Raw genomic sequence first — 26,205 nt, forward strand, 5'->3', positions numbered from 1 at the left:
AAACCTGTTGCTTGATACATTGCATACAGAGCTTATCCAGTCTATGGCTCGTGGTGAAGCACCTAATCGAATGATCAGTTCAATTGCTAAAAAAATGAATACTTCACGTTCCAACGCTGCTCGTCTAGTTATGACTGAATCAGCGTTTTTTAGTGCTTCGGCACAGAAGGACGCTTATAAGGAGTTGGATGTTTTAAAATATGAAATTATCGCAACCTTAGATTTCAAAACAAGTTCTATATGCCAGTCGATGGATGGTAAGGTTTTTAACTATGATGATTTTATGCCAGGTGTGACAGCAAATCCGTTTCATCCAAGATGTCGTACAACTACAGCACCGTACTTTGAGGATGATTATAGCGAAAGAATTGCTCGTGATTTAGACGGTAAAACGTATACTGTTCCAAGCAATATGAAGTATGAAGAATGGTATCAGACACAGGTTGATAAACACGGAAAAGATAAAATAGCTAATCAAAAGAGAAAAGTTGCAAATAGAGACAAAGATAAAAAAGAATATGCGGAGTTTAAACATATATTAGGAACTAAAGGTCCAAATTCGTTGGATGCGTTTCAAGATATAAAGTATAATGATGACAATGAGTGGTATCACCTTAAAGGTTTTAAAATGGCAGTTGAAAAGGGTGACATACACGTACTGTCTGGATATGATATCTATAAGAATGCAGCTAATGAAGTTCGAACAAACTTGGTTGGTCTAACTACATCTGACGGGATAGCAATTACAAGTTATAAATCACATTTTGTAGATAGAATTATTGGGCAAATTGATGCAGGTACAGCTAGTAAAGGTAAACGGACAGGTGTGCGTATAGATGATGCTAAAGATGCCATTATAAACCCCGCTCAGATTAAAGATAGTAGAAACAATTCTCGCCAGTATATTAACGAAAAGTGTATTGTAACTATTAATGTGGTAACTGGAAACTTGATTCAAACTACACCGAAAAAAAAGGAGTGATATTGTGATTAATATGACGAAAGATGATGAAGAGTTTTTACGAAAATGGTTGCCTAATATAGACGAGTTACGTAAAGGGAAGATTAATGATTTACTGATGGAGATAAATGACATTACGCTTGAAGGTTTAGACGAAAATGATAATGCAACAGATTTATATTACAAAGCTCAAAAAGTATATGACTCCATATTTTTATTAAATTAGCACTTAACCAAACATAAATGGTTGAGTGCTTTTATTATGCAATTTTTTATCTTGCGTCTTTTTAAAGGCTAGACGTAATAAATAAGCGAAACCTTTGCGTGAGGTGTGACACGTCAAAAAACATTAAAAAGGATGATGGAAATGGACCTAAAAGAATTACTTGGAGAAGAACTTTATAAGCAAGTTAGTGAAAAGCTAGGCGAAAACAAGGTGGCTGTAGTGTCTGATGGTAATTGGTTCCCTAAGTCGAAATTCGACGAAGTAAACGGAGAGAAAAAATTGCTTGAAGAACAACTAGTTGATCGAGACACACAATTGAAAGAGCTTGGAAAAAACGCCGAGGCAACAGAAGGGTTACAAGCTGAGATTACTAAGCTACAAAACGAAAATAAACAGGCAACTGAAAAACATGCTGCTGATGTTGAACAACTAAAAATCAATAGCGCTGTAGATTTAGCTTTAAGTACAGCAAAGGCTCGTAATTTAACTGCCGCAAAAGCGCTTTTAGACCTCGATGGCGTTGTAATCGATAAAGATGGTAATGTCGTCGGTTTAGAAGATAAGGTAAAAGGCCTTGTTGAAAGTGAAACAACAAAGTTCATGTTTGAATCAACTGAAACAGTAATTACAGGCACGACACCAGGTGGTCAACCGGGTGGTGGAGGTAGTCCAGTAGATACCTCTAAAATGACATACACTCAAATGGTTGCTTACCAACAAGCGAATCCAGAAACAAAACTTTAATTAAAGGATGGTAAAAACACATGACAAAATTTGATGCTAAATCGTTTAATCCTCAAGCGTTTGGTCAATATGTAGATCGTATTCCAAACTTGAAACGCAATGAATTATTAAAATCAAAGGCATTGAAAGCTAGTTCTGAAATTCGCGGTTTGTTCAATTCGCAGACGACAACAGCTTACGGCCGTATTCCTATGTTCGGTAATTTAGATGGTGCCGCGCTTAACTACGATGGCCAAACAGACATCACAGCTACAAGCACTGAAACATTTGAACGTGGAGTAGTTGTTTATGGCCGTGCGAAAGCGTGGATTGAAAAAGACTTCTCAGAAGATATTACAGGTGGCGTTGACTTTATGGACAACGTTGCACAACAAGTAGCGCAATATTGGGAAGAAATCGACCAAGATGTGTTGCTATCAATTTTAAGTGGTATTTTCGCAATGACAGGGGTTAAAAACCTTGATTTTGTTACTAATCACACTTACGACATTACTTCTAAAACTGGCGACGATTCACAAGGGAATCCATTAAGCAAAGTAGGTCCAGCAACACTTAATAATGCTATGCAACAAGCGTGTGGTCAAAACAAATCGAAATTCGCAATTGTTATTATGCACTCAGCAGTAGCAACGAACTTGGAAAACTTACGACTATTCAAATACTTACAATACACAGATGGTGACGGTATTCAACGCGATTTAACAATCGGTACTTGGAACGGACGTATTGTATTAGTAGATGACTCAATGCCGATCGAAGAAGTACCAGAGGATGGTGGCAATCCAGCATATACAAAATATACAACGTACGTTCTTGGCGAAGGTGCTTTCGATTATGAAGATATTGGCGCTAAAGTACCTTATGAAATGGCTCGTGATGCAAAAACGAATGGTGGTCAAGATACACTGTATAGCCGTCAACGTAAAGTATTGGCACCATACGGTATTTCATACGAAAAGAAATCGCAAGCAACATTATCACCAACTAACTCAGAATTTGCAGACGGTCAAAACTGGTCTTTAGTACACAATGACGGTGCTGGTGCAGCACGAAAAGCAATCGATCACAAGGCTATTCCAATTGCTCGTGTTATTTCACAAGGCTAAAAGGGTGGTGTAGACCATGCTAGAAGATGTTAAAGTGCGATTAAAGTCGTTAGGGGTAACAGTATCTAACGAGCCAAGCAATCCAGACGAAATAATGCTGGAATTTTGCATTATTAAAGTGACCAATCACATTAACAACCAAACAAATTTATCTGAAATTCCTCAAGGACTCCACGAAATCGCAGTGGATATGGTCGTTGGGGAATTTTTAAATGCTAAAAAGTCAATGGGGTCACTTGATGTAGAAACGCTCAATTTAGAGGCAGTAGTTAAACAGATACAAGAAGGAGACACCAATACAGTCTTTGCTATTGAAGCCAACAGCACTCCTGAAGCTCAGTTTAATGCCTTTATTGCATATCTCCAACACAACGAAGTAGACTTTGCGCGTTATCGGGTGATGTTATGGTAAGTGCACGTAGAAAGGCTATTGAGTCGTTGTACAAGGGGATGTGTACTGTGAAGGTATGGCAAGAGGTTGAAGATTCAATCACACATGCAACTACACATAAAGAAGTGATGTTGTTCACTAATCAAAAGTGTAAGCTATCGTTTGAAAAGCAAACGTCAACTACTCCAACTGGTGGTCCAGCATTGATTGCTCAGACAACTAAATTATTTATTGCACCTGAGCTTGATATACCAGCAGGATCTAAAATAATTGTGACTCAACATAGTAAAACGACAGAATATGCTCGTAGTGGTGAGCCTGCAATTTACACGGACCATCAAGAGATACAACTTGAGTTATTTGAGAGGTATTCTTAATGGGTAGAGGTGGACGTGTTGATTTAAGACAGTTGAAAGCTTTCGAGAGGAAGTTAGCAAAGTTAGCCGAAGCAGATTACAAAAAGTTCTGTGAAGATGCAGCTAAAGAACTGGCTACTAGATTATTATCCAAGGTCATAAAAAGAACCATAGTAGCTGACCCTTCCGCGTGGAAAACTCCTGTTAAAGGATATGTGGGTGGTACACTACGCAGAGGTTGGACAGCTAAAACTCATGCTGAAGCTGAATCAGGTAGAGGTAATGGGAAAAATGTAAAGCAATTTGCTGAATCATTAACAGCTAAAAAGGTTGGTAATGTATACGAAATTGAGGTTATAAATCCAGTGGAGTATGCTTCTTACATTGAATTTGGCCATAGAACATCTAATCATCAAGGATGGGTAAACGGAAGGTTCATGATGACTATTAGTGCTGACGAGGTAGAACAACAAGCACCGGCCATTCTTGAGAGGAAGCTTTTAATAATGTTAAGGGGGGCTTTCGATGGAGATTAATGATATTCAAAATGCTATATCTGTTAAGCTCCATGAAGCTTTCGGAGTAAATTACAAAAAGTATATCGATGAAGTACCGCAGGGGTTTAAGACTCCTGCTTTTTTAATTCAATTTTTGAACTTAGAGCATATCAGGCAAATCGGTAAACGATGGAAGGTAACAACATTATTCAACGTTCAGTATTTCCCTCAAGGCGGTCTATCTGAGGCGTCTAATATGACATTGAAGGTACAACAAGCGTTAAAAGAAATAACGCTGTTAAACGGCTCGCTGATGCTTGGAACAGGTTCAAACAGCGAGGTAGTTGACGGTGTAGCACATAATTTCATTCATTTTAATTTCTTCTTGCAAGAAGTTGAAGAGAAGATTTTCATGGGCTCATTAGAACAATACATCAACAAGCAAAGGGTGATTCCTAATGGCAACAACTAAAGTACAGGGAAAAGTTGAACCTGTAAAAAGTGAAGAAGAAAAAGAGGTTGTAACAGATACTTTGCAAACTTTCACAAAAGATCAATTAGTTAAAAGTAAAAAATATGTTCATCGTCGTGATGCCTTGAGTGCGTTATTAGACGATGGAAAAAGTTATTCCATTGCAGAAATAGACAACATACTAAATCAGTTTGATAAAGGAGGGAAGCAATAATGGCATTAGGTGGAGGCCCATTTTTAACTCAAAACAAAGAGGTGCCCGGTACGTATCACAACTTTATTTCGGCAGCACGAGCATTTGTGAATTTAAGTGATCGTGGTTACGTTGGATTACCAATCGCATTAGATTGGGGCGTTGATGGTGATGTATTCGCAGTAACACAAGAGGATTTACAAAAAGATTCACGTAAAATCTTTGGTTATGATTACACGGATCCGAAACTAAAAGGCATTCGTGATGTATTCAAAAACGCGATTACAGTTTTCTTTTACAAGCTTGCTGTTGATGCTGTAGCAGCTACAAACGATTATGCTACAGCTAAATACAAAGGGGTAAGAGGCAATGATATTACCATCGTAATTCAAGCAAATGTAGACGAACCAACGAAGTTCGATGTACAAACATTACTCAAAAATGTTCTTGTAGACGAACAAACGGCTGTTGCTACTGCTGCTGATTTAGTGGACAACGATTTTGTAACATTTAAGAAGGATGCAACACTCACTCTAACTGCTGGCACACCATTAACAGGCGGTTCAAACGGTTCTACCATTACAGGTGGTGCCCATCAAGAGGCGTTGGATGCTTTAGAAGCATACGGATTTAACACACTAGGCTGTCTATCCTCAGATACCTTAATTAAATCGCTATATATCGAGTACACAAAGCGTATTCGTGACCAAGTAGGCGGCAAGTTCCAACTGGTAGGTCATAAATTAGGTTCGGCTGATCATGAGGGTGTTATTGATGTTCCTAATAGTGCTATTGGGGATAACGAAGAAGTGTTTGGTGGAGTTTATTGGACTACTGGAGCACAAGCAGGCGTGGCAGTTAATAAGTCGAATACCAACAAAAAATACGATGGTGAACATACACTTGATATGTCAGAAACAAAGACACAGGCTCAACTCATAGCGCTTTTAAAAGGTGGAAAATATGTATTCCATCGTGTGGGTGACGAGATTCGTGTGTTAGAGGACATCAACACATTTACATCGTTCACAGTGGATAAAAACGAGGATTTCAGTATGAACCAAGTTATCCGAGTACTTGATCAAATTGCAATCGATACAGCACAACTGTTTAACAATCGATACCTTGGCCAAGTGCCAAATGATCAAGACGGACGTATTTCATTATGGAATGACATTGGTGCACATCGAATGGAGATGCAACGTATTCGTGCAATCCAAAACTATATCAAAGATAACCTTATTGTAGAGCAAGGTAATTCAAAGAAAGCTGTCGTGGTGAATGAGGTTGTAGAACCAACTGTTGCAATGTCACAACTTTACATCACTACAACCGTAGCATAAGGAGGTAATTGAATTGAAACCAAATAAAACCTTAATTCCGTTGGATCTTCAGTATTTTGCTGAAGCTACTATGCGTTCTCGTGATGCCATTCATGGTGCCCAAGGGGTAGCGTGGGTGACAATAAAGGGAGAACGACTAAAATTTGCTCAATTAATTAATTTAGAAGCAAGAGCAGACAAGACGAAAACCCAAATTCCTATTATGGGACAAGTGGCAAAGGGTAATAAGGCAACAGGTATTGAATATTCAGGTAGTGCAACGTTTTACTTCAACACATCGATCTTTAGAAAAATGCTGAAACACTATCAAGATACTGGAGAAGATACTTATTTTGATATTCAAGTGACGAATGAAGATGGTTCCTCTCAAGCTGGACGGCAAACAACAATTTTGATTGATTGTAATGTAGATGGCGGTATTGTTGCATCATTGGATGCTGATGCGGAATATTTAGAGGATTCATTCGATTTCACTTTCGAACGATTCGAAATGCCGCAGGAATTTACTATGTTGCCAGAAATGCTATAAGACTGGAGCTCACTATGTGCGCTCTTTTTAATTACAAAAAAGGAGGCTGTTTTAATGCCGTTAAAGGTACAGGATATTACGACTACGGATACTTGGGGTCAAGATCCAAGAGCAGTTTACAAAAGCGTATTTAAAGACATCGGCAATTATTTTAAGTGTAATGCAGAAAGATTATCGGCAAGTATTGAGGATAATCATGTCGGAATGAAAATTGAAATTGATATACCAATCGACGGTATAGTTGTTATTACTAAGGTTGAGGAGTATGTAACGAAATGTGTTGAAGAAACTGTTGATGTAGATGAAATAATTGATAGATTTGGTGAAAAAATTGAGAAAACTTTGGAGGAATTAACTAATGACTAATTTAGCAGCATTTTTTGCACACAACAAAAAAGAAAATGAAAATATAAAGCGTGCAATTTCAAAACGATTCGTTGATGAAAATAGCAAACCGATTGAATGGGAGTTTGCACCTGTTTCACCAGAACGTGACGCAGATTTAAAGACTGAATCCACAAAGCGATCTATGATTACGCAAGGAAAACGTAAAGGGCAATTTAATACTGATTTTGACCACTTTAAATACCAACGTTTATTAACAGTAGAATCAATTGTACATCCTAACTTAAAAGACAAAGAGTTACAGGATTCATACGGCGTGATGGGAGCAGACGCACTACTTGGCAAGATGCTGACAATCGGTGAAATTGCAGATGCTTCAGCAGCAGCACAAGAAGTTAATGGTTACGAAGCCGAGCTTGAGGATTTGGTGGAAGAAGTAAAAAACTAATTGAGGACGGTGATGGCGACGCTAATGTAATGCATTGGTGGGTACAAAAACAGCGTCGCTTACCGTCAGAGTATATGACATTATCTAGTTTTGATAAAGCGTGTATCATCGCTTCTGTTCAAGTCAAGATTGATGAAGATAAGAAGACTGAACGTGAGGCGAAACGAGGAGCAAAAGGCAAGAGAAAAAGATAAGTGAATATGCCACAATGGTATAGTGAAATCTCTCCATATTATGTATATTAATGGTATGGAGGGTATTTATGATAATGAAAATAATATTTCGTCTCTTAGCATTGATTTTATGGTTCGTAGTGTTTATTATTGCTATCGCTGGAATTTCAATCGTAATTCAAAGTAAATTTAATATACCAACAATTGTAATTTTTTCAGTAATTATTAGCGTACTGATAGGTCTCTCTCTTCTTCTATGGAATAAATCAACAAAGTTTAATAAAAAACAAATTCAAACGGAAAACGGCAATGAAGATTTAAAATTAGACGATGTTGATGTTGACTTCTCAATCGGACCAATAACAGATGTAACTACAAGGGAAGTTCCAACAGAAATCTTAAGAGACATGAAAATGTACTACACCAGTTTGCAATTAGAGAATGACTTGAGAATTTTACAGGAATCTATTGAACTTATGAGAGCTACTAAAAATATCGAAACGTTCTTAAGTCGTTCAGATTTAGCTCAACAAACATCTCTAACAATAGAGCAAGCAATAATGGCAGGAATCCTTGTTAAAAATAGATTTGCTTCGTCGCGGGACATTTTAAACCTAAAAATCGAATTACTACCTATATTGCTTGAAAATTCGTATTTAAAGGTGAAACAGGATGCTTTAAAACTAAAAACGGATAAAGGCAAAATAGGAAGGTACCAAAAATATTTAGAATTACTAGAAGAACAAGAATATGATCTTGATATTAGTGGAAATTATGAAGACATTATTCATGATATTAGACAAGAAATAAATCAACTCTCCCACTCATACAAATAGTTCATAGTAAAAATATATGTATTTAGGTATATTTGTATATAAGGAGGGGTATGGATGTTAACGCTCATTATTATATTATTTGTTATTGCATTTGTTTTAATATTACCGTTTGCCTTTATAAAGGTTGCACTGTCCAAATCACAAGAATGTACAACATGCGGCAGGAAAATAAAAATGGTAACAAACATTGTAAAATGTCCATTTTGCAAAACCAAATATTTTAAACATGCCGATGGTACATATCGAATCAAAGAATAGCACTCATTATGGGTGCTTTTTATTATGTTTAAAAGAGGTGGAATCATGGCAACTATTCGTACAGCAATACAAATCCAAGATCGATTAAGTCAACCAATGAGAGCAATGCAAAATGCAGTATCAATGATGGTTAATCAAATGGAGGCAATGCATGTTGCTTCTGGAACTATGTTTGATACTTCTACAATTGCGTTGATGCGAAGAGAGTTAGCTACTGCAGCGAACTCTATGAATCAAATTGAACAAGAAATTCGTACTGCTGATAACGCACAAGATGGTTTAAACAACCGAATACGTGATGGCACAGCTGAAATGAATGGTTTACTTGGTAAAGTTGGTGCTTTAATTGGCGCTTATTTATCTTTGCAAGGTTTGGGTAAAGTAATTGAGATTTCTGACGAGTTAACCAATACTAAAGCTCGTGTACAACTACTGGTTGAAGATATGCCTGTAATCCCAGACCAATTGGCTAAAGTTGATTTTGGACTTGGTGATATGAGTGATATAGACCTCGCACAACAACTTATACATGATGCTGCTCAAAATTCGTATTCATCGTTTAAAGATACTGCTGATATGGTAGCGAGAATTGGTACTAATGCTCGTGATGCATTTGGGAATGTAGGTGAAGTGGTAGCATTTACTGAGCTTGTACAAAAGCAATTCGGTATAGCTGGAGCAAGCGCTGTAGAAGCAAGTAATGCAACCATTCAATTATCGCAAGCCTTAGCATCAGGTGTTTTACGTGGTGACGAGCTTAATTCGATTTTTGAACAAGCGCCAAACCTTATCTCAACTATCGCAGATTATATGGGCGAGCCATTAGGTAAGATTCGTGAATTAGCAGCAGATGGTCAGATTACAGCAAGTATTGTAAAAAACGCAATGTTTGCAGCAACGGATGAAATAAATAAAAAGTTCGATAGTATGCCGGTTACATGGTCTCAAATGTGGACTTATTTCCAAAATGAAGCCTTACGCGCATTCGGTCCAGTGTTGCAAAAAATAAATGACATTGCAAATAGTGAGAGATTTAAGGATTTTGTTGCTAGTGCAACACAGGCGTTGTATTTAATAGCTGGAGTTATAAGCATAGTAATGAATGCGATAGCTTCAACAGGTGCCTTTATTTATGATAATTGGTCTTTAATAGGACCAGTAATATTAGGAGTTGCAGGTGTTATTGGTGTCCTAATATCCTATCTAACTCTTGCTAGAGCAGCAATTATAGCTATAACTGTAGCTCAATGGCTATGGAACGCGGCGCAATTGGCAAACCCTATAGTATGGGTAGTAATGGGAATTATAGCTTTGATTGTGGTAATTTATCTGGCTGTCGCTGTAATCAATCATTTTGCAGGTACATCAATTAGTGCAACAGGAATTATTGCTGGTGCATTCATGGTTTTAGCTACTTTTATTTATAATCGGATTGCATTCCTGTGGAACATCTTTGCTTCGATTGCAGAGTTTTTCGTTAATGTGTGGAGTCATCCGATGTATTCAGTTAAAAAATTATTCTACAACCTTGCTAGCAATGTTTTAGACCAAGCAATTGCTATGACAAGTGGATGGGATAAATTTGCTACGAGCTTTGCAAATGCGATTATCGATGGTGTTAACCGTGCCATTGAAGCTTGGAATTGGTTCATTAGTATGTTACCAGATGGTCTCACAACAAAACTTGGTTGGGAACAAAAGGGTTCTTTTGACCACAGAGAATCATTCACAAGTGACTTACAAGGTATCAAATCTGGATTAAAAGATTGGGTAGGTGAAGCCCCTGCTGACTACTGGGAAGCCCCTAAAATGGAAATGAAGTCTTTGGGTGACGCTTGGGACACAGGTTACGATCGGGGTGCTCATTTGTTTAATCCAGAGGAAGGGATAGGCGGCAATACTGATCTCCTTATGAAGTCGATTAACGATGCCCTAGGTATTGGAGACAAAATTGATAAAGGCAACGAGGCAGGTAAGAAAACTGCTGATAATACAAAAAAAGCAGCAGATGGCATAAAAATGTTAAACGAAGACTTGAAATACCTTCGAGACATTGCTGAACGTGAAGCAATCAACCGATATACGACGGCAGAAATCAAAGTCAATATGAAAAACGAAAACCACATCAGCAACGAAATGGATATCGATGGTGTTATTGATAAATTCGGTGAAAAAGTAGAAGAAACAGCGGCTATGCTAGCGGAAGGAGGCCCAACAGACAATGTATAACTTTTTTGCAGATGGTGTACAGTTCCCTGTGGCCCCTTCTGAATTACGAACAAAAATCAACGGCCGCAATGAAACGATTGTGTTAATGAATGACGGTGAGGTAAATATTATAAAGAAAACAGGTCTAACGGATATTGAGTTTGAGGTATTGCTCCCAAACGTCAAATATCCGTTTTCTGTTTATCCCAATGGTTTTCAACCAGCTACATTTTACCTTGATAAACTTGAGAAATTAAAAGTGGCTGACAAGCCATTTCAGTTCATCGTCAATCGTATGATGCCTAATGGAAACTTGCTCTTTGATACGAACATGACAGTATCTCTAGAGGATTACGAGATAAATGAATCAGCTGAGAACGGTTTTGATGTAATGGTGAATATCCGTTTGAAACAATACCGAGCATACGGCAATAAACGAATCATTATACAGCCTGCTACAACATCCGGTAACGCAACAAGCGCACCAACTAAACAAAAGGCTGTCGTTGAACAAAAACGTCCTACAACGGGCAAAGAGACACCCAAAACACATACTGTCGTCAAGGGTGATACGTTGTGGGCTATTTGTAAAAAGTATCTTGGTGACGGTTCCAAGTCTGATGAAATTGCAAAACTCAATAACATCAGTAATCCAAATGTTATTAAAGAAGGACAGGTGATTAAACTTGGCTAAATCACAACTTTTCATCATGTCTCGTGGTCGTTTTTTTGAATGTGCCGTAGAGGAAGGTATTGAGTGGGAAACACACCGCAAGGGTTCACCGGGCAAGTTAACGTTTAACATCATCAAAGATGAAGTGCTAGGCTTTCATGAAGGTGACGCTGTACGTTTCGACTATGATGGCCATAAGATATTTTTTGGATTTGTGTTTACAAAAAAGCGTAACAACAATCGTATTATCAGTGTTACTTGTTATGATCAACTTCGTTATTTTAAAAACAAAGATACCTATGTGTATGCCAATAAAACGGCTGCTCAAGTCCTACAAATGATTTCTGAGGACTTTAAGTTGCAGACAGGTATTGTCGCTAATACGAAACATAAAATTCCATCAAGAGTAGAGGATAACCAAGAACTGTTTACAATCATGGACAATGCGATATCAGAAACCACGCTAAATACTGGTGATTTATATGTGCTATACGATGACTATGGGAAATTAAATCTACGCGACATCAAGATGCTTAAATCAGACTTATTAATTGATGAAGAGTCCGGCGAATCGTTTGAATATACGACATCTATCGATGAAAACACGTACAACAAAATCAAATTAGTGCGTGAAAATAAAAAGACTGGAAAACGCGAAATCTTTATCGCTCAAGACAGTTCGAAAATGAACGAGTGGGGCGTACTGCAGATGGTAGATAAACTCGATGAAAAAGGAAATGGTAAAGCGAAAGCCGATGCCATGCTTAAACTTTACAATCAAAAATCGAGAAAACTACACATTAGTAAAGTGTTTGGTGATCCAACGGTACGAGGTGGCACGACATTAGGTGTGCAAATGTACCTTGGTGATTTAACTGTAGCTAATTTTATGATGGTTGAGACAGTTAAGCACATCTTTAAAGAATCCGACCATCGTATGGACTTAAAACTGATTGGCGGTGAATTTATTGCGTAGTATGGAGGATATTTTAATTGAGTTTCAAAAAATTGTTCAGGGTGTATTGAATGCTCAAAAACTTTGTACTATCGTATACGGCACCGTCATTAGTGTAGAGCCTTTAGAGGTATTTGTGGACCAAAAACTTACTTTGAAAAAAGAACAATTAAAATTGACTCGTGCTGTTATGGATTACGAGGTGGATATGACAATGGACCACGTTACAGAAGATCGTTCTGGTGGTGCTGGCGAAGCATCATTTGAATCTCATAATCACGAATATAAAGGACAAAAGAAATTCTTAATTCATAATGGTCTTATTGATGGCGACAAAGTAACTATGATACGAGCGCATGGCGGACAACAATATTTAATAATCGATAAAGAGGTGGTTTGATGCTTCCGCAGGTTGTAAATGATGGACTGACACTCGATTTTGAGGAAGTCATTGAACCATCGAAGAATTACAAATTAATACATGATAAGAATCGCTGTGTTGGCTTTATTGATGAATTAGAAGCCATGAAACAAGCGATTTTTTTAATGCTTTCAGTGGAACGGTACGATCACATTATCTACACATGGAATGCAGGTTTTGAATCAAAAGATTTATTCGGCAAACCAACATCATATGTAGCCAGCGAAGTACCTCGTCGCATTAAGGAATGCTTACTACAAGATGACCGGATAAATGAAGTAGATTCATTTGTAGTAACAACTAAGAAGAATAAGGTACACGTAGCATACACAGCGCATACAATTTTCGGGGAAGTCACAGCGGTGAAAGAGGTGGAATACTGATGGCTGAACCATTTAATTTAGATACGACTTTTGAAGAACTGATGGCCCGGAAACTCGCAGGTGTAGACGATTCCCTTGATAAACGTGAGGTTACCTCATTAGTCTATAACGCAACAGCAGCCAATAGTGCTGAAACGGTTCAAATGCTTTTCACATTGAAGAATCTTATCGACATGGTATTTGCTGATACTTCACCACGTGAGTATTTGATTCGACGTGCTGCTGAACGTGGTCTAAAACCACATGAAGCTACTTACGCCAAACGAAAAGGTGTATTTAACATTGATGTACCTATTGGTAGTCGTTTTAGTTTAGATGACTTGAATTATGAAGTTATTGAGCGAATCTCACAGGGGCAGTTTATTTTACAATGCGAAACAGCAGGTAATATAGGCAACTTATTCTCAGGGCAACTAATACCAATCAACTACATTAACAATTTACAGACGGCTGTTTTAACAGATGTATTGGTACCAGGAGATGACGAAGAAGAAACAGAAGCCTTCCGCACTCGCTATTTTAACAGTTTTGAATCAACAGCCTTCGGAGGTAACAGAGCAGACTACAAGGAGAAGGTAGGGGCTTTGGCTGGTGTGGGTGGTGTCAGAGTTTACCGCGCCTGGAACGGTGGTGGCACAGTTAAGTTAGTCATTATCAACTCACAGTATGAAAAACCATCACAAACACTAATCAATGAGGTACAAATGACTGTTGATCCATTGGACCATCAAGGGGAAGGCTTCGGAACAGCACCTATTGACCATATAGTGACCGTATTTGGTGTGGGTGAATCAGTCATTAATGTTACGTTGAATATCACTTATCAAGCAGGCTGGATATGGGCTGATATAGAAGCTCAAGTGCAAAAGGTCATTGATGATTATTTTAAGGAGCTTGCCGAGGAATGGGCCAAAGCAAATAGTTTTGAAGAAGATAACGCTGGTGTAGTGGTTCGTGTTTCGCAAATTGAATACCGTTTGTTAGGAGTAACGGGTGTTCTAGATATTGCTAATACGCAATTGAATGGTGCTCAATCAAATATTGCACTTGATGTTGAATCGATACCAAAGCGAGGTGTCGTAAGTGGCTAGAGAGGTTGATATTATTGGTTATTTGCCAACTACACTTCACGAAATTAAAGAAATTATTGCAACCGCAACCGTCGAAAAGCCTGTTCTTGAAGCTTTATGGCAAGAAATCGAAAACACGTTAAACAATCAATTTGTTATTACTATTAACGAAACAGGTGCTAGTCGATACGAGAAAATGTTGAAATTGAACGTGCCAGCAACAGACAGTATTGAAACACGTAAATTTAGAATTTTAACTCGTTACCAAGAACAAGCTCCATATACTTATCGAGTGCTCAAGCAACTGCTGGACAGCTTGCTAGGTGAGGGCCAATATGAGCTAAAACGAGATGTAGCAGCCAAGACACTAAGCGTAAAAATCGAATTGACTGTTAAAGGTATGTTTGATGCAGTTGTTGTCATGCTTGAACGTATAACGCCACAGAACATGGCTTTAACAGTTCAATTACGTTACAACCAACATAGCACACTAAAACGTTATACACACGCTCAGCTAGCCGCATTTACACATCAACAATTACGAGAGGAAGTGATGCAATAATGCCAACTAACACAACTAATTTCAATTTGGAAAAACCCAATGTAGATGAATTTTACGATGTCGGTGTACAGAATGCCAATATGGATAAAATTGATACAGTTTTGAAGACAATATCTGATGAAGTTGTAAAAATTATGGAAAACGAGAGCTTGAAAACATCTGTCTTAGAACGTGGGGCAAATACAGTAAACACATCTATCAAAACGCTAACAAAGGTGACGGCGCTACAGGGTCGAACAATCGTGAATCATGTTCCTTTGTTTGATAGTGGCGTATGGACCTTTCCTACGGGGGAAGCTGTAAATTGGGCTGTAGACAACCCTAAACGTATCGTAAATAACGTAACAGATGGTCCGAAATCGTCCCGTGCTTCTGTACGTATCGCAGTTAAACCAAATACGACGTATACCGTGAGCTGCAAGCATAACCAGGCTATAGGAATCTATCGCGATAAAGGTATGACCGCTATAAAATCCTGGACAGACCAGCAGACGTTTACTTTTGACAGTGGTGTCGGGGATTACGTCGAGTTATGGCTAGGCAATCACACAAGCGCTACAGGTGTATATATCTTTGAGAACGCGAGCATTAACGAAGGTACCGAAGTGCTGCCATTCGTTGCGAACATTAAGGGCATCACAAACCCAACACTGGAGAATGTGCGCCATAACTTGATACCTGCGTTTAACTACAACGCTAGTGAAACGTATATTCCTGGTTGGCTGAATCTAGACGCCATCGACTATGCGAACGTCAATGCGACGTCAATCAGCGGAAAACAAGCACGGTTACTGCTTCCAGTGGTACCAGGCACGAAATATACATTTTCTTGTACACGTAACGCACAGGTCAAAATATCGACCAACAACGGCAGCCAATGGGAAGCCGACCAGCTGATCACATTGTTTGAAGAAAGCGCCGTACAAAACGGGACAATGAACTGCACGTTTACGGTTCCAGAAGGTGCTTACTTTATACGTATCTTGTTTACCAATCCAGGTACGGGCTTTGTCGCATACCCGATGATGGTAAAAGGCACAGTGGCAGCGCCGTATAAAGAGCAAGTACGCGAAGCCTTAACGCTAAAAACGTCCTTGCACGCTGGGGACAGCTTACGCCTTAACGCACAAGGGCAGCTGGTGAAGTCTGCTAAAGTGCAAGTACAGCCGCTAACAGGCGACCTTCCATACTTTCATGTGACAAATAAAACAGGACTTAAACAAATAGGCATAAACGCTATACGTAATAGTACGGTTACGGGGTACGACCCTACCGTTAAAGTTGTTAAGTACAACGGGTTAATGTTAGAGACGTCTAGTCTGGAAGCTTTGGGTTTGCGTGGTGACGTAGCCTACATTAATGGTAATGATTTTAGGGTATCTATTGCGAACACTGACAGTGGGTGGGGTCCTAACTACGCACCCACAGCAGCCGAAATAAAGGCGTATTTCATGGGTTGGACGATGTTTAATAACAGCGAGCCAGTGGTGAACGATACACCTAACCCGTACAATGGCACAGGGGAAAAAGGCTGGCTCGACACATCCCATAAAAACAAGTTTAATTTACGGCTAGACGCTTCCCTAGTAGTGCCCACAAGATTAGCTAAAAACGATAGCTGGTGGCAACCCTTCAAACTCATATACGACCTGCAGACACCTGTAACAGAGGTCGTAGAAACCGCGGGCAGCGTTACGCTTGACGAGGGCGAAAACCTGCTAGTCGTGAGCGAGGGGCGCATCGTACGCGAAGTAGCAAATCCTGTATACGAAGCTGTGGATATAGCAATTGACCCTAAGGGTAATCGTTACAATATCAACAACTTTCATATGCCAGGTTCGGAACTGCGTAATAAAGCAGTACACGGTGTCGTACGAAAGAACGGTAAAGTTGATACCAATTGGGTAACTTATGGACCTGGTACGTCATCAAGTACATTTGGTGATGTGTACCAATTGCCCGCGCATTTATACGACCCTACAGCCGTATATACGGTCGACTATATCCCGTTAGAGCCGTACCAGCTGACAGCGCCGACAAACCCGATTGCTGTAGACTACGCGGAAAACCTGGGAAGCGCGTTGCAACTAGTGACGACTGCTGTAGCAAGGATGGGGTCGCGGTTATCGACAGTCGAAAGCCGTCAAAATTTCCGTTTCGGTGTTGACGAGGGCGGACCTTATGTAATTATTAAGGGGGATTCAGTATGACAGAGGATTTAAAACTCTATATGGGTAAAGGAAAAATATTAAAAACTCAACGTTTTCAAAATAGTGGTACATTCGTCGTGCCCGCAGGTGTAACCGAGGTGTACATTACAGGTTGTGGAGGTGGTGGTGGTGGTAGCGTCTCTTCTAGTACTGGTTGGGCGAATGGTCATGCGGGGGGCCTTACTTCGTTTGGCGGTATAACAAACCTAAATGGCGGCGGTGGTGGTGGTGCTACCGACAGTAGTCTAGGTCTACCCGGCGCAGTTCCCGGTATAGCGGGTGGCTACGGTGGGCAATCTGGCGAGGGTCCTATCTATTCGGCAACATCTGGCGTACCCGCACGCCCCGGACGCGGAGGTAATAGCGGACCGTTTCATGGAGGTTTGCCAAGCTACTCAAACGGTATAACCATAAATGGGGGATATGGTTCGGGTGGCGCCGGCTATACTGCGTCTACTGGCGGATTCTCTGCGGGTGGTGGTGGCGCACACTATGTTGAGAAGTTCCCTGTAACCGTGACGCCGCTAAAAAGCTACGCTGTAACAATTGGCGCGGGTGGTAAGGGCGGTAATATCAACTCATATAACGGTGGCTACGGTGGTAACGGATTACTAATAGTACAGTGGTGGGAATAGGAGGAACAGACAATGAGATTTGCACAAATTTTGTATAATAAAGCACATTGGATATTTGACGCAGAGGAAAAACCAGATTACGGATCCGACATTTTAATTGTCGATATTACGGATAAACCCGAAGTACAAGAGGGCTGGAGCTATGACCCAAAAACAGAAAAGTTTACAGCACCTATCATTCCTGAGCCAACGCCAATAGAACCACAACCAACGCTAGAAGAAATGCAGGCACAAACGTTATTGAATACAGAATATCTAGTATCACGAAACGAACTAGGACTAGGAGGAATTTAGAATGACAGTATATGACTTATGTATGTTTCTAATTAATCGTAAACGTTATACGTATGAGGCTATGAAAAATAAAGTAAACGTATTTTATGCTAACAATCAGTTAGCAGATGAAGAGTTTACGGATTTACTTTCAACAATGGATGAACAAACAGAGGAAACGCAAGCAGAAGCTTAGCGTTATTTTTTATGCATTTTTTTGGCACTGTGAGAGCAATCGAGATGGGCAACAGTCCATGGTACTGTTTCTCGAAGTGTCTCATTACGCTTATTTTTAAATCATATAGGGCAGAGGTGAGGACATGTGATATTAACAGCAATCGTAGGGGCAAAACTGGCAGAACAAATGTCAAATAGCCCGAATCCGTGGATATATTTAGCAGGACTTTTATTAATCGGATTAGGAATTATTGCACGAAAGATTTTTATCTACATGGTGGATACGCAAAAAGAATTAAAGGCATTAGATGAAGAACATCGTAATGACTCAAAAGGGCGTGAAAAAACACTGTTAGAACAAGTGGATAAATCAAATAATGCTTTTCGTAGTCTTGCAGAAAGTCAAAAAGAAATGGCAGACGCGCAAAAAGAAATTGTTACCGCAGTACAAAGTTTGAACGGTGGAATGCAATCGTTAGAAACACGCATGGATACAATGGAAAAATATACATTTAAAAAGGAGAGTGCTTAAAATGGATTTAACAAACATTTTTATCATTGCAATGACAATCGTTGCTATCGTTACAGCAGTATCAGAGGTGCTTAAAAAGACATTTAATATCAACGCTCGTTACATGCCGATCACATCCGTTGTGGTCGGTATTTTAGTTAGTATGACATTTACACAACTAACAGAATACAACCTATACATTATGGCGGTAGCTGGCGCAGTTGCTGGCTTAACTGCATCAGGAACATTTGATTTATTAAAGGCTGCTAAAAAAGAAGGTGAGCTGTAATGGCATACACAATCAAGCGAAATTTATTACCGTCCAGCAAGTATGGAATTAAAGCGCCATACGCCATGACACCTCAATACATCACAGTACACAACACGGCAAACGATGCTTCAGCAGCCAATGAAATGAAATACATGTTAAGTAATAACAACGAGGTATCCTATCACATTGCTGTGGATGACAAAGAGGTTATTCAAGGCATCCCGTTCGATCGCAACGCATGGCATTGTGGAGACGGTAGAGGGTCAGGAAATATGAAGTCAATCGGTGTTGAAATTTGCTACAGCAAAAGTGGTGGAGCTCGTTATGCTGCTGCAGAGGAAAATGCAGTGCAGTATATTGCGAAATTACTTAAAGAACGCGGTTGGGGCATTGAGAGAGTTAAAAAGCATCAAGATTGGAACGGAAAATACTGTCCGCATCGAATTTTAAATGAAAACTGTTGGAAAAGTTTCTTAAAACGAATCGAACAGGCTATGAAGCCAACGACACCAACACCAACACCAACAAAGGAGGAACCAAAAGTGAATACACTTACATCAACAGCTAAAGATGATTTAAAAGCATTGTTAAAAGAGGCTAAATCAAAAGGTATCTTGAAGGTAGACCATAGCGAAAAGGTAGGCTCAATGACAGATGGTGAAGCATTAGGTTTGCTGATTTCGGTGGTTAAAAGAACTTTATAAGAAACACAAACAAGAAGACCAAGATAGCTTAATTGCCGTCTTGGTCTTTTTGCATTTCATTTAACAATTGTTTTCGCTCTAATATTAACTGCATAAACTCTTCTAAATCTTCCTCTAAAGCTGAATTTTTAATAAAACTACGTGCCCTAGATCGGGCACTAGTGTATTTCGCACGTTCTTTATTCTTTTCTTGCCACCGTTTATTTGCTTCTGTTTGAGGATTTTTTGACACTTTCATCACGTTCCTTCAATAATCTTTTTTGCTCACGTTTTAAATAATAGCCTTGAATGTACAACGCAAGCAATGCAACAAGAGAGACAATGAGTATTATACTTAAAATTTTCATGGGCTCATGGTATACTTTAGGAAACAAGGAGGGGTTAACCCCCTCTTCTTGTTCTTCTGTTTTGTAGCCTTAGTTGTTCATTCTCTAACTTCTTTTTTTGGTTGTCGAGCCATTTTGATTGAAGTTGTAATGCGATGAACACTAGGGCTATTATTGTTCCTAAGTATTCCACTTGTTCACCTCCTTTCTATACTCTTATTATACTAGTACTAGTATGTAAAGTCAATGCTTTTAAGCATTTATTTTCCTGTAATTCCAAATTTCATTTCTGTTGCAAAACAAGAACGTTTGTTCTATAATGTAAACAAAGGGAACGAACGTTCTTATCTAAAGGAGTGTTGATAATGACTTATAAAGCTGTTCCAAAGCCAACAAAAGGCACAAAATCAAAGAAGTTAGATAAGCCGCAGAGAACTACACCCTCACCACCAAAAGAGAAAAAACACTTAGACCGTGACGAATTTGAGCTTGAGGAAATTGCCAATACATTGTTGGAAGCAAAAGAAGAAAATAAATACAAGGTATTTTCGATATACAAAAGAGAAGAACCACTTACAGGTATGGTCACAAATATGGATGCAAACACTAAATTAATTCACATTAAAGATAAGTATATGGATATTCATAAGGTCCATTTCCTAGATATATTAAAAATTTCAGATGTTGAATAATAGTGGAGAGTGATGACAATGTTTAATGACCGCGGAACAATGAAATGGACTGCCATGATGCTACCAGAGCATTTAGTCAAAATCAAAAAGTGGAAACAAGAGCAATTTCACGAAAAGAAACGTGATTTAGTCGAATGGGAGCTAGAGGAGTTACAACAAACAATCCATCGTGTAACTGTAATGAAAAAGCTTGTAACCCTTACTTTGTGGGATAATAACCAGCTACATGATGAGACAGGTTTAATTACTGCAACAGATACAAACAAAAAAGAATTGCTGTTGGAAACTGAAACGGCCATTAAAAGAATAACATTTGATAAAATCCAAAATGCAGAAATAGTCGACGCTGATGATTATTAGTTATTTAAGGAGAGATTGTATATGACAGTAAAATATCAATTTTCAAATCAACAAGCATTTCGGGATGTTACAAAAAGAAGACCTGATGTAATCAAAGTTGTAACTGCTGATATATCTGATGATGTAATTACAAAAATTTATGAATGTAAAGAAACAGCAATTATACACAGTAAAAATAGTAGCTCAAATCATGCAAGTATTTCTAACGCTAAAGGTTATGATTTTATTCAAGAATGGGAAATCAAATATGCAATCAATCGTATCTTAAAAGAAGAATATGAAAACGTAACTATGCTCGTTAGTGGGAATGGGGTCATTCATCTATATGCTAAGGAAGCTAGTGCTCTTTTAAACTAAAAAAAGTCACTCATTTGAATGTTAATGAGTGACTTTCTTCTATATTATATATCTTTTATGTTGGATGAACAAAGTGAGTATTGGCTAGTGAATGGGATATATTTATAGGTCAACGATTAAAATTTGTGAAACGCACAAATAATAAAGTATGGACATCGAGACATTACACCTTATAGCTGTCTACTACTTTGAACGGATTCGATCTAATTGTGAGTTTTTAAATATTTATTCTTATGCAGAAGAAGATGATGGGAATTATGCATTTTATGGTTTGTTTAAATGTAAACGCAGAGTAATGGTAAAAAAAGTTATTCTTGCGCCTGATGGTGAACTTGTCGCCATTGTTTCGCTCTAGTCATGGAGAATAATGTCGAATATTGTAATAACCTTGCATTTATTTTCAAATTGGGCTTGAAACCCATTTAAAAATAATGCTTCCAATGCTACCATTAAAGTAATAAATATAAAGAACTCTTGTTCTTAATTAATATGTAAAGGTGGTGCTACTAAATAATCAGTATTAATAAAGATGAAAATAAAAAACCACATCTCAAGTTGGCGCTTGAAATGCGGTACTAAATTCGAGTGACATCCACTCCCATTAAACTAAGGGTAATTGTAACACAATGTTGTTACAATTTGAACTGGATGTTGCTCCCAACAGGAGGAGCCTATGAATGACACACAACCAAAGCCGCGTTTACTAACATCATTTCTGCCAATGTTTAAAGAAATCAGAAACAACTATGGTATTGATATTTTAGAATATGATTCACTAGATGAATTCATAATAGCGTTTTTATCTTTAAATAATGAACAACAATTTAATGCAACATACATACCTAGTGAATGGGTATATGTTAATGAAGTAGTTGAGAAAATGAGAATTGCGCAAACCACCATACATAACGACATGTAGAAGATATAATAAGATACATTGTGCCAGAAAAAACAGCAAGACATTATGATGCCAAAATGATGCCGAAACTTATGGAAAAGAACATAACTTGATAGAAAACAGGTTTATTACATCACGTTTTCAAATGATGTAATCTAAGATGGATAGACTGATAGAATCTAATAAAAACAAGCATTACATGGGCGGCATGATGTAATCGAACCTAAGGTTTGAATTGCTGTTATATTTTTTAAAATATATTTAATAAAACCTCTCAAGAATATTCTTGGGAGGTTTTTTGTGGTGATGATTCCATAAGGTGAGTGTAATAGAATAGTAGTTTTAAGACCGAATCATCGTTAAACCTTTATTTTATACATTATCAAAATTAGGAGAAGCCTATCATTAATTTTTAGGATTAATGATATGTTCTTCTTTTTTTTCGCATGTTTTCTGTCGCTATTGCAAAAATAGAGAAAATACTTAAATGTCATATTTCAATAGCAAACTACTAGTTCACAATTGGGTAAATCAATTTTTGATAAAATTTCTTGTTGTTTTTCAATTAATTATAATTTACAATACAAAAGTAATTGAAAATGATAATCGTTATCATTTGAAATCAGTATTGTAGATAGAGGTGAAATTTTGAATAAACAAGAAATAAACAGAATAGGGATGGGCAACATTTATTATGTGATTATTGTTCTTTTAATAGCCTTAATACTGTTATCCGCTGTTTTTTCTGTATCGATAGGACAAGTGAATATACCGTTCAAACAATCCATGGATATATTATTGCATACTATTACCAATGGACGGCTTGGCTCACTAGATAATGTCCAAAGTGAATCTTACTTGAATATTATTTTACAGGTGAGGATGCCTCGCGTTATTTTGGCATTGCTGATAGGTATTGGGCTGTCACTGTGTGGAGCTGTCATGCAAGCAGTCGTGCAAAATCCGCTCGCTGACCCTTATATACTTGGTATTTCATCAGGCGCCTCATTAGGTGCAACATTTGCCATTTTAGTTGGATTTGGAAGTAGTGCGCTTTTGGCTCAATTTGGTGTAGCATTCGGCGCTTTTGTTGGTGCAATGGTTACGTCAATGGCAGTCCTTATTTTATCTAGTATAGGCGGCAAAGCAACATCGGTGAAACTCGTTTTATCAGGGGTGGTTATTGGTGCATTGTGCAGTTCTTTCTCAAGTCTAATTATCTTTTTTGCTAATGATGCTGAAGGAATTAAAACAGTTACTTTTTGGTCAATGGGAAGCTTGGCCTCTGCAAGTTGGGAGAAAACACCTATCATGGCAATAGTAATTTTACTTGGTTGTGGTATGTTCCTGTTCCAACATCGCGTTTTAAATACGATGCTATTAGGTGATGAATCAGCTATTACGCTTGGTATTAATTTAAGTGTCTATCGTAAATTTTATATGATTGTTACTGCACTTATTACAGGAACAATGGTTGCGTACGCAGGAATGATTGGTTTTGTAGGTCTGATTATCCCACATATCACTAGAGGAATTTTTGGGGCTGATCATAAACGATTAATGCTTGGAACGTTACTTTTAGGAGGCCTTTTCATGATCTGGGCAGACATCTTGTCAAGAACATTAATACATAATGTGGAATTGCCTATTGGAATTATTACCTCTGTTATTGGTTCACCATTATTTATCTATATGATTGTAAAAAAAGGCTACAACTTCGGAGGGTAGAAAATGGAATTAACAGCAAACGAAATGGAAATAAGGATTGGGAAGAAAGAGATTGTAAAAAATGTTTCAATCCACGTCAAAAAACAACAATTTGTTGGCCTTATTGGACCAAATGGATGTGGGAAATCAACGCTATTAAAAAGTATTTATAAAAGCTTGGTTCCACAAAAGGGGATGGTTTTTTTAGATGATTTGGATGTATTAAAAACTTCAGAGAAAAAAATTTCTCAGCGATTGGGTGTAGTAGGGCAATTTAATGAAATGCATTTTGACTTATCGGTACAGCAAATGGTGATGTTGGGCAGGACGCCACATAAAAAAATGCTAGAGTCAGATAAACAAGAAGATTTTGAGATTGTGGAGGAAGCTTTAACGAGAACAAATTTACTAGAGTACAAAAATCGTGGTTTTTTATCGTTGTCTGGTGGAGAAAAGCAAAGGGTCATTTTAGCAAGAACCATTGCACAACAGCCAAAATTCATGATTTTAGATGAACCTACGAATCACTTAGATATTCGTTATCAGATTGAAATTTTGTCATGTGTTAAAAGTTTGAACATTGGTGTTCTTGCAGCACTTCATGATTTAGAGATGGCAGCGCATTATTGCGATTATCTATATGCGATAAAAGATGGCGAGGTCTATGCTCACGGTACACCCGAAGAGGTTCTAACATCAAATACAATTCAAGCATTATATCAAATAAAATGCCAAACATATACGAATCCTGTTACAAATGGATTAAGTTTTGCATATGGAATATAGGAGGATTACAGTGAAAAAGAAATTATTACTTGGAATTGGTTTAGCGGCCATGTTAACATTAACAGCTTGTGGGGGGACAACTACAAGTACCTCAAAGGAAACAGAAACGAAAGAACATTACCCATTGACGATAGAAAACTTTACGAAAGCTGAAGGCGGATCAACATGGGATAAGAAAGATCAAGTTTTTGATAAAGCACCTGAAAGAATAATGGCTAATACTCGTCCAGCGGCAGAACTATTATTGCATTTAGGCTTAGGCGATAAAATTGTAGGAGTAGGGGCGAACTTTGGAGAACCCGACAAATCAGTAGAGGAAGAATATTCGAAATTAAATATTCTAAGTGATGAGTATGTGGGTAAAGAAGTAACTTTAGGAACTAACCCAGACTTAGTCTTTGGACGAGGTGGTTTATTTGATAATGCAGATTGGGGTGTAGGTACAGTAGATACACTCAATGATATGAATGTTAAAACGTATGTACTAGAGTCATCTGTTACAGGCGGAACGTATGCTTCAATTTATAAAGATATTGAAAACATCGGTAAAATTTTTAGTGTTCAAGACAAAGCAGATAGCTTTATAAAAGAGCTAAAAGACAGACAAACGGCGATCACGTCAAAATTAGAAAGCATTAAAGAGCACAAAACTTTTGCTTATTTGCATACAAACGATCCAAAAGAGCTTTTTGTCTATCCAGCACATGGTGAAACATTCTTCAATGATGCTTTTAATATGATTAAGTTAGATAATGTATTTAAGGATGAAGCAGGAGATGTAAGTGTTGAAACACTTATTGAGGCTGATCCAGATGTCTTAATCATACCGAACTGGGATGGCTCGGATCTTGGAAAAGTGCGTGAAGCGATCTATGCTAATCCAAAATTATCGAGCATGAAGGCAATCAAAAATAAACAGATGTATATAGTAGATTACAATTATTTATTTGGTTATGGCTATAACACAATAGATGGGATGGAACTTTTAGCAAAAGAAATGTATCCAGACTTGTTTAAATAGATTGAACGAGGCTATCTTGAAAATGATATTTGCTGTCATCCAATCAATCGAGATGGCATAAAAACATTGAGTTACACATACCTGAACCATATGAAAAACAAGAAGCCCCTTTGCAGTTAAATCGCTG

General features: G+C 38.1%; 38 protein-coding genes. 36 read left to right on the plus strand and 2 right to left on the minus strand.

Translation table 11 applies throughout. The annotated features are described in order from the left end of the window. From ACOMCU_RS24305 to ACOMCU_RS24445, 29 genes are all read left to right on the plus strand, one after another. Positions 1–982 (plus strand): minor capsid protein (locus ACOMCU_RS24305; RefSeq protein ID WP_421051683.1); only part of this gene is annotated, 982 nt, incomplete at its 5' end. 4 nt (positions 983–986) lie between these two features. Continuing rightward, a complete protein-coding gene (locus ACOMCU_RS24310) occupies positions 987–1,187 on the plus strand; it encodes a hypothetical protein (protein ID WP_421051684.1) in 201 nt (66 codons plus the stop codon). 141 nt (positions 1,188–1,328) lie between these two features. Beyond that, the gene (locus tag ACOMCU_RS24315; RefSeq protein WP_421051685.1) at positions 1,329–1,931 is read left to right on the plus strand and encodes a phage scaffolding protein; all 603 of its coding nucleotides are present in this window, start codon (positions 1,329–1,331) and stop codon (positions 1,929–1,931) included. A 20-nt stretch (positions 1,932–1,951) separates the two neighbouring features. Beyond that, entirely contained in the window at positions 1,952–3,037 is a 1,086-nt protein-coding gene (locus tag ACOMCU_RS24320; protein ID WP_421051686.1) for a phage coat protein, read from the plus strand. A gap of 16 nt (positions 3,038–3,053) precedes the next feature. Next, positions 3,054–3,449 carry a hypothetical protein gene (locus ACOMCU_RS24325; protein ID WP_421051687.1) on the plus strand — a complete coding sequence of 132 codons (396 nt, stop codon included), beginning with the start codon at positions 3,054–3,056 and terminating at the stop codon, positions 3,447–3,449. A 47-nt stretch (positions 3,450–3,496) separates the two neighbouring features. Next, positions 3,497–3,805 carry a hypothetical protein gene (locus tag ACOMCU_RS24330; RefSeq protein ID WP_421051688.1) on the plus strand — a complete coding sequence of 103 codons (309 nt, stop codon included), beginning with the start codon at positions 3,497–3,499 and terminating at the stop codon, positions 3,803–3,805. Then, complete coding sequence (locus ACOMCU_RS24335; RefSeq protein WP_421051690.1) at positions 3,805–4,320, plus strand: HK97 gp10 family phage protein; 516 nt, start codon at positions 3,805–3,807, stop codon at positions 4,318–4,320. The genes ACOMCU_RS24330 and ACOMCU_RS24335 overlap by 1 nt, the downstream gene beginning before the upstream one ends. Beyond that, the gene (locus tag ACOMCU_RS24340; protein ID WP_421051691.1) at positions 4,310–4,753 is read left to right on the plus strand and encodes a phage tail terminator family protein; all 444 of its coding nucleotides are present in this window, start codon (positions 4,310–4,312) and stop codon (positions 4,751–4,753) included. The genes ACOMCU_RS24335 and ACOMCU_RS24340 overlap by 11 nt, the downstream gene beginning before the upstream one ends. Continuing rightward, positions 4,740–4,967 carry a hypothetical protein gene (locus tag ACOMCU_RS24345; RefSeq protein ID WP_421051692.1) on the plus strand — a complete coding sequence of 76 codons (228 nt, stop codon included), beginning with the start codon at positions 4,740–4,742 and terminating at the stop codon, positions 4,965–4,967. Before ACOMCU_RS24340 ends, ACOMCU_RS24345 begins: the two co-directional genes overlap by 14 nt. Then, positions 4,967–6,289, plus strand: coding sequence for a phage tail sheath subtilisin-like domain-containing protein (locus ACOMCU_RS24350; protein WP_421051693.1), 1,323 nt, complete (start codon positions 4,967–4,969; stop codon positions 6,287–6,289). The genes ACOMCU_RS24345 and ACOMCU_RS24350 overlap by 1 nt, the downstream gene beginning before the upstream one ends. Positions 6,290–6,302: 13 nt before the next feature. Beyond that, positions 6,303–6,818, plus strand: a complete 516-nt coding sequence (locus ACOMCU_RS24355; RefSeq protein WP_421051694.1) for a phage tail tube protein — start codon at positions 6,303–6,305, stop codon at positions 6,816–6,818. Between the two features lie 54 nt (positions 6,819–6,872). Further along, complete coding sequence (locus tag ACOMCU_RS24360) at positions 6,873–7,184, plus strand: hypothetical protein (RefSeq protein WP_421051695.1); 312 nt, start codon at positions 6,873–6,875, stop codon at positions 7,182–7,184. Beyond that, positions 7,177–7,611, plus strand: coding sequence for a phage tail assembly chaperone (locus tag ACOMCU_RS24365; RefSeq protein ID WP_421051696.1), 435 nt, complete (start codon positions 7,177–7,179; stop codon positions 7,609–7,611). The genes ACOMCU_RS24360 and ACOMCU_RS24365 overlap by 8 nt, the downstream gene beginning before the upstream one ends. A gap of 29 nt (positions 7,612–7,640) precedes the next feature. Then, on the plus strand, positions 7,641–7,805 hold the full coding sequence (locus ACOMCU_RS24370) for a hypothetical protein (protein ID WP_421051697.1): 165 nt from the start codon (positions 7,641–7,643) through the stop codon (positions 7,803–7,805). Between the two features lie 68 nt (positions 7,806–7,873). After that, positions 7,874–8,620 (plus strand): hypothetical protein, encoded by a 747-nt coding sequence (locus ACOMCU_RS24375; RefSeq protein WP_421051698.1) that lies wholly within the window; start codon positions 7,874–7,876, stop codon positions 8,618–8,620. 303 nt (positions 8,621–8,923) lie between these two features. Beyond that, the gene (locus ACOMCU_RS24380) at positions 8,924–11,107 is read left to right on the plus strand and encodes a tape measure protein (protein WP_421051699.1); all 2,184 of its coding nucleotides are present in this window, start codon (positions 8,924–8,926) and stop codon (positions 11,105–11,107) included. Continuing rightward, entirely contained in the window at positions 11,100–11,780 is a 681-nt protein-coding gene (locus ACOMCU_RS24385) for a LysM peptidoglycan-binding domain-containing protein (protein WP_421051700.1), read from the plus strand. The genes ACOMCU_RS24380 and ACOMCU_RS24385 overlap by 8 nt, the downstream gene beginning before the upstream one ends. Beyond that, positions 11,773–12,735: an XkdQ/YqbQ family protein gene (locus ACOMCU_RS24390; RefSeq protein ID WP_421051701.1), complete on the plus strand. Its 963-nt coding sequence runs from the start codon at positions 11,773–11,775 to the stop codon at positions 12,733–12,735. Before ACOMCU_RS24385 ends, ACOMCU_RS24390 begins: the two co-directional genes overlap by 8 nt. A 1-nt stretch (position 12,736) precedes the next feature. Continuing rightward, positions 12,737–13,114 carry a DUF2577 domain-containing protein gene (locus ACOMCU_RS24395; protein ID WP_421051722.1) on the plus strand — a complete coding sequence of 126 codons (378 nt, stop codon included), beginning with the start codon at positions 12,737–12,739 and terminating at the stop codon, positions 13,112–13,114. After that, a complete protein-coding gene (locus ACOMCU_RS24400) occupies positions 13,114–13,518 on the plus strand; it encodes a DUF2634 domain-containing protein (protein WP_421051702.1) in 405 nt (134 codons plus the stop codon). Before ACOMCU_RS24395 ends, ACOMCU_RS24400 begins: the two co-directional genes overlap by 1 nt. Next, a complete protein-coding gene (locus ACOMCU_RS24405; protein WP_421051703.1) occupies positions 13,518–14,609 on the plus strand; it encodes a baseplate J/gp47 family protein in 1,092 nt (363 codons plus the stop codon). The genes ACOMCU_RS24400 and ACOMCU_RS24405 overlap by 1 nt, the downstream gene beginning before the upstream one ends. Further along, positions 14,602–15,150 carry a putative phage tail protein gene (locus ACOMCU_RS24410; RefSeq protein ID WP_421051704.1) on the plus strand — a complete coding sequence of 183 codons (549 nt, stop codon included), beginning with the start codon at positions 14,602–14,604 and terminating at the stop codon, positions 15,148–15,150. Before ACOMCU_RS24405 ends, ACOMCU_RS24410 begins: the two co-directional genes overlap by 8 nt. Beyond that, positions 15,150–17,360 (plus strand): hypothetical protein, encoded by a 2,211-nt coding sequence (locus tag ACOMCU_RS24415; RefSeq protein ID WP_421051705.1) that lies wholly within the window; start codon positions 15,150–15,152, stop codon positions 17,358–17,360. The genes ACOMCU_RS24410 and ACOMCU_RS24415 overlap by 1 nt, the downstream gene beginning before the upstream one ends. Further along, on the plus strand, positions 17,357–17,995 hold the full coding sequence (locus tag ACOMCU_RS24420) for a hypothetical protein (protein ID WP_421051706.1): 639 nt from the start codon (positions 17,357–17,359) through the stop codon (positions 17,993–17,995). Before ACOMCU_RS24415 ends, ACOMCU_RS24420 begins: the two co-directional genes overlap by 4 nt. A gap of 12 nt (positions 17,996–18,007) precedes the next feature. Beyond that, positions 18,008–18,289 (plus strand): hypothetical protein, encoded by a 282-nt coding sequence (locus tag ACOMCU_RS24425; protein ID WP_421051707.1) that lies wholly within the window; start codon positions 18,008–18,010, stop codon positions 18,287–18,289. Between the two features lies 1 nt (position 18,290). Then, on the plus strand, positions 18,291–18,464 hold the full coding sequence (locus ACOMCU_RS24430; protein ID WP_421051708.1) for a hypothetical protein: 174 nt from the start codon (positions 18,291–18,293) through the stop codon (positions 18,462–18,464). 126 nt (positions 18,465–18,590) lie between these two features. Beyond that, positions 18,591–18,977 carry a hypothetical protein gene (locus ACOMCU_RS24435; RefSeq protein WP_421051709.1) on the plus strand — a complete coding sequence of 129 codons (387 nt, stop codon included), beginning with the start codon at positions 18,591–18,593 and terminating at the stop codon, positions 18,975–18,977. 1 nt (position 18,978) lies between these two features. Beyond that, positions 18,979–19,245 (plus strand): holin, encoded by a 267-nt coding sequence (locus tag ACOMCU_RS24440; protein WP_421051710.1) that lies wholly within the window; start codon positions 18,979–18,981, stop codon positions 19,243–19,245. After that, a complete protein-coding gene (locus ACOMCU_RS24445; RefSeq protein WP_421051711.1) occupies positions 19,245–19,931 on the plus strand; it encodes an N-acetylmuramoyl-L-alanine amidase family protein in 687 nt (228 codons plus the stop codon). Before ACOMCU_RS24440 ends, ACOMCU_RS24445 begins: the two co-directional genes overlap by 1 nt. Positions 19,932–19,959: 28 nt before the next feature. Here ACOMCU_RS24445 and ACOMCU_RS24450 read toward each other — a convergent pair whose 3' ends face one another. Both ACOMCU_RS24450 and ACOMCU_RS24455 read right to left on the minus strand, forming a co-directional pair. Then, positions 19,960–20,169: a hypothetical protein gene (locus tag ACOMCU_RS24450; RefSeq protein WP_421051712.1), complete on the minus strand. Its 210-nt coding sequence runs from the start codon at positions 20,167–20,169 to the stop codon at positions 19,960–19,962. A gap of 143 nt (positions 20,170–20,312) precedes the next feature. Continuing rightward, the gene (locus ACOMCU_RS24455; protein WP_337981313.1) at positions 20,313–20,450 is read right to left on the minus strand and encodes a hypothetical protein; all 138 of its coding nucleotides are present in this window, start codon (positions 20,448–20,450) and stop codon (positions 20,313–20,315) included. A 172-nt stretch (positions 20,451–20,622) separates the two neighbouring features. On the opposite strand from ACOMCU_RS24455, the gene ACOMCU_RS24460 reads away from it, so the two are divergent. The 7 genes from ACOMCU_RS24460 to ACOMCU_RS24490 all read left to right on the plus strand — a co-directional run bounded on the left by ACOMCU_RS24460 (position 20,623) and on the right by ACOMCU_RS24490 (position 26,078). Next, positions 20,623–20,949, plus strand: a complete 327-nt coding sequence (locus ACOMCU_RS24460) for a YolD-like family protein (RefSeq protein ID WP_421051713.1) — start codon at positions 20,623–20,625, stop codon at positions 20,947–20,949. Between the two features lie 18 nt (positions 20,950–20,967). Then, the gene (locus tag ACOMCU_RS24465; protein ID WP_421051714.1) at positions 20,968–21,309 is read left to right on the plus strand and encodes a YolD-like family protein; all 342 of its coding nucleotides are present in this window, start codon (positions 20,968–20,970) and stop codon (positions 21,307–21,309) included. Between the two features lie 21 nt (positions 21,310–21,330). Continuing rightward, entirely contained in the window at positions 21,331–21,666 is a 336-nt protein-coding gene (locus ACOMCU_RS24470; RefSeq protein WP_421051715.1) for a hypothetical protein, read from the plus strand. Positions 21,667–22,339: 673 nt separating this feature from the next. Beyond that, a complete protein-coding gene (locus ACOMCU_RS24475) occupies positions 22,340–22,585 on the plus strand; it encodes a hypothetical protein (protein ID WP_421051716.1) in 246 nt (81 codons plus the stop codon). Positions 22,586–23,242: 657 nt separating this feature from the next. Continuing rightward, positions 23,243–24,292 carry a FecCD family ABC transporter permease gene (locus ACOMCU_RS24480; protein WP_419185154.1) on the plus strand — a complete coding sequence of 350 codons (1,050 nt, stop codon included), beginning with the start codon at positions 23,243–23,245 and terminating at the stop codon, positions 24,290–24,292. Positions 24,293–24,295: 3 nt separating this feature from the next. Further along, complete coding sequence (locus tag ACOMCU_RS24485; protein ID WP_010857071.1) at positions 24,296–25,057, plus strand: ABC transporter ATP-binding protein; 762 nt, start codon at positions 24,296–24,298, stop codon at positions 25,055–25,057. 10 nt (positions 25,058–25,067) lie between these two features. Then, a complete protein-coding gene (locus tag ACOMCU_RS24490) occupies positions 25,068–26,078 on the plus strand; it encodes an ABC transporter substrate-binding protein (protein WP_010857072.1) in 1,011 nt (336 codons plus the stop codon). The last annotated feature ends 127 nt before the right edge of the window (positions 26,079–26,205 follow it).

The organism is Lysinibacillus sp. UGB7 (assembly GCF_049058285.1).
In the GTDB taxonomy this organism is placed as follows: Bacteria; Bacillota; Bacilli; order Bacillales_A; family Planococcaceae; genus Lysinibacillus; species Lysinibacillus sphaericus_B.

Bases quoted from the DNA above. Each gene is read 5' to 3' on its own strand.
- ACOMCU_RS24470 (WP_421051715.1), top strand. From the start codon at position 21,331: ATGACAGTAAAATATCAATTTTCAAATCAACAAGCATTTCGGGATGTT.
- ACOMCU_RS24315 (WP_421051685.1), top strand. From the start codon at position 1,329: ATGGACCTAAAAGAATTACTTGGAGAAGAACTTTATAAGCAAGTTAGT.
- ACOMCU_RS24440 (WP_421051710.1), top strand. From the start codon at position 18,979: ATGGATTTAACAAACATTTTTATCATTGCAATGACAATCGTTGCTATC.
- ACOMCU_RS24425 (WP_421051707.1), top strand. From the start codon at position 18,008: ATGAGATTTGCACAAATTTTGTATAATAAAGCACATTGGATATTTGAC.
- ACOMCU_RS24450 (WP_421051712.1), bottom strand. From the start codon at position 20,169: ATGAAAGTGTCAAAAAATCCTCAAACAGAAGCAAATAAACGGTGGCAA.
- ACOMCU_RS24415 (WP_421051705.1), top strand. From the start codon at position 15,150: ATGCCAACTAACACAACTAATTTCAATTTGGAAAAACCCAATGTAGAT.
- ACOMCU_RS24400 (WP_421051702.1), top strand. From the start codon at position 13,114: ATGCTTCCGCAGGTTGTAAATGATGGACTGACACTCGATTTTGAGGAA.
- ACOMCU_RS24430 (WP_421051708.1), top strand. From the start codon at position 18,291: ATGACAGTATATGACTTATGTATGTTTCTAATTAATCGTAAACGTTAT.
- ACOMCU_RS24320 (WP_421051686.1), top strand. From the start codon at position 1,952: ATGACAAAATTTGATGCTAAATCGTTTAATCCTCAAGCGTTTGGTCAA.
- ACOMCU_RS24335 (WP_421051690.1), top strand. From the start codon at position 3,805: ATGGGTAGAGGTGGACGTGTTGATTTAAGACAGTTGAAAGCTTTCGAG.
- ACOMCU_RS24385 (WP_421051700.1), top strand. From the start codon at position 11,100: ATGTATAACTTTTTTGCAGATGGTGTACAGTTCCCTGTGGCCCCTTCT.
- ACOMCU_RS24485 (WP_010857071.1), top strand. From the start codon at position 24,296: ATGGAATTAACAGCAAACGAAATGGAAATAAGGATTGGGAAGAAAGAG.
- ACOMCU_RS24465 (WP_421051714.1), top strand. From the start codon at position 20,968: ATGTTTAATGACCGCGGAACAATGAAATGGACTGCCATGATGCTACCA.
- ACOMCU_RS24405 (WP_421051703.1), top strand. From the start codon at position 13,518: ATGGCTGAACCATTTAATTTAGATACGACTTTTGAAGAACTGATGGCC.
- ACOMCU_RS24420 (WP_421051706.1), top strand. From the start codon at position 17,357: ATGACAGAGGATTTAAAACTCTATATGGGTAAAGGAAAAATATTAAAA.
- ACOMCU_RS24460 (WP_421051713.1), top strand. From the start codon at position 20,623: ATGACTTATAAAGCTGTTCCAAAGCCAACAAAAGGCACAAAATCAAAG.
- ACOMCU_RS24350 (WP_421051693.1), top strand. From the start codon at position 4,967: ATGGCATTAGGTGGAGGCCCATTTTTAACTCAAAACAAAGAGGTGCCC.
- ACOMCU_RS24380 (WP_421051699.1), top strand. From the start codon at position 8,924: ATGGCAACTATTCGTACAGCAATACAAATCCAAGATCGATTAAGTCAA.
- ACOMCU_RS24325 (WP_421051687.1), top strand. From the start codon at position 3,054: ATGCTAGAAGATGTTAAAGTGCGATTAAAGTCGTTAGGGGTAACAGTA.
- ACOMCU_RS24375 (WP_421051698.1), top strand. From the start codon at position 7,874: ATGATAATGAAAATAATATTTCGTCTCTTAGCATTGATTTTATGGTTC.
- ACOMCU_RS24445 (WP_421051711.1), top strand. From the start codon at position 19,245: ATGGCATACACAATCAAGCGAAATTTATTACCGTCCAGCAAGTATGGA.
- ACOMCU_RS24340 (WP_421051691.1), top strand. From the start codon at position 4,310: ATGGAGATTAATGATATTCAAAATGCTATATCTGTTAAGCTCCATGAA.
- ACOMCU_RS24370 (WP_421051697.1), top strand. From the start codon at position 7,641: ATGCATTGGTGGGTACAAAAACAGCGTCGCTTACCGTCAGAGTATATG.
- ACOMCU_RS24365 (WP_421051696.1), top strand. From the start codon at position 7,177: ATGACTAATTTAGCAGCATTTTTTGCACACAACAAAAAAGAAAATGAA.
- ACOMCU_RS24345 (WP_421051692.1), top strand. From the start codon at position 4,740: ATGGCAACAACTAAAGTACAGGGAAAAGTTGAACCTGTAAAAAGTGAA.
- ACOMCU_RS24360 (WP_421051695.1), top strand. From the start codon at position 6,873: ATGCCGTTAAAGGTACAGGATATTACGACTACGGATACTTGGGGTCAA.
- ACOMCU_RS24475 (WP_421051716.1), top strand. From the start codon at position 22,340: ATGAATGACACACAACCAAAGCCGCGTTTACTAACATCATTTCTGCCA.
- ACOMCU_RS24395 (WP_421051722.1), top strand. From the start codon at position 12,737: ATGGAGGATATTTTAATTGAGTTTCAAAAAATTGTTCAGGGTGTATTG.
- ACOMCU_RS24480 (WP_419185154.1), top strand. From the start codon at position 23,243: ATGGGCAACATTTATTATGTGATTATTGTTCTTTTAATAGCCTTAATA.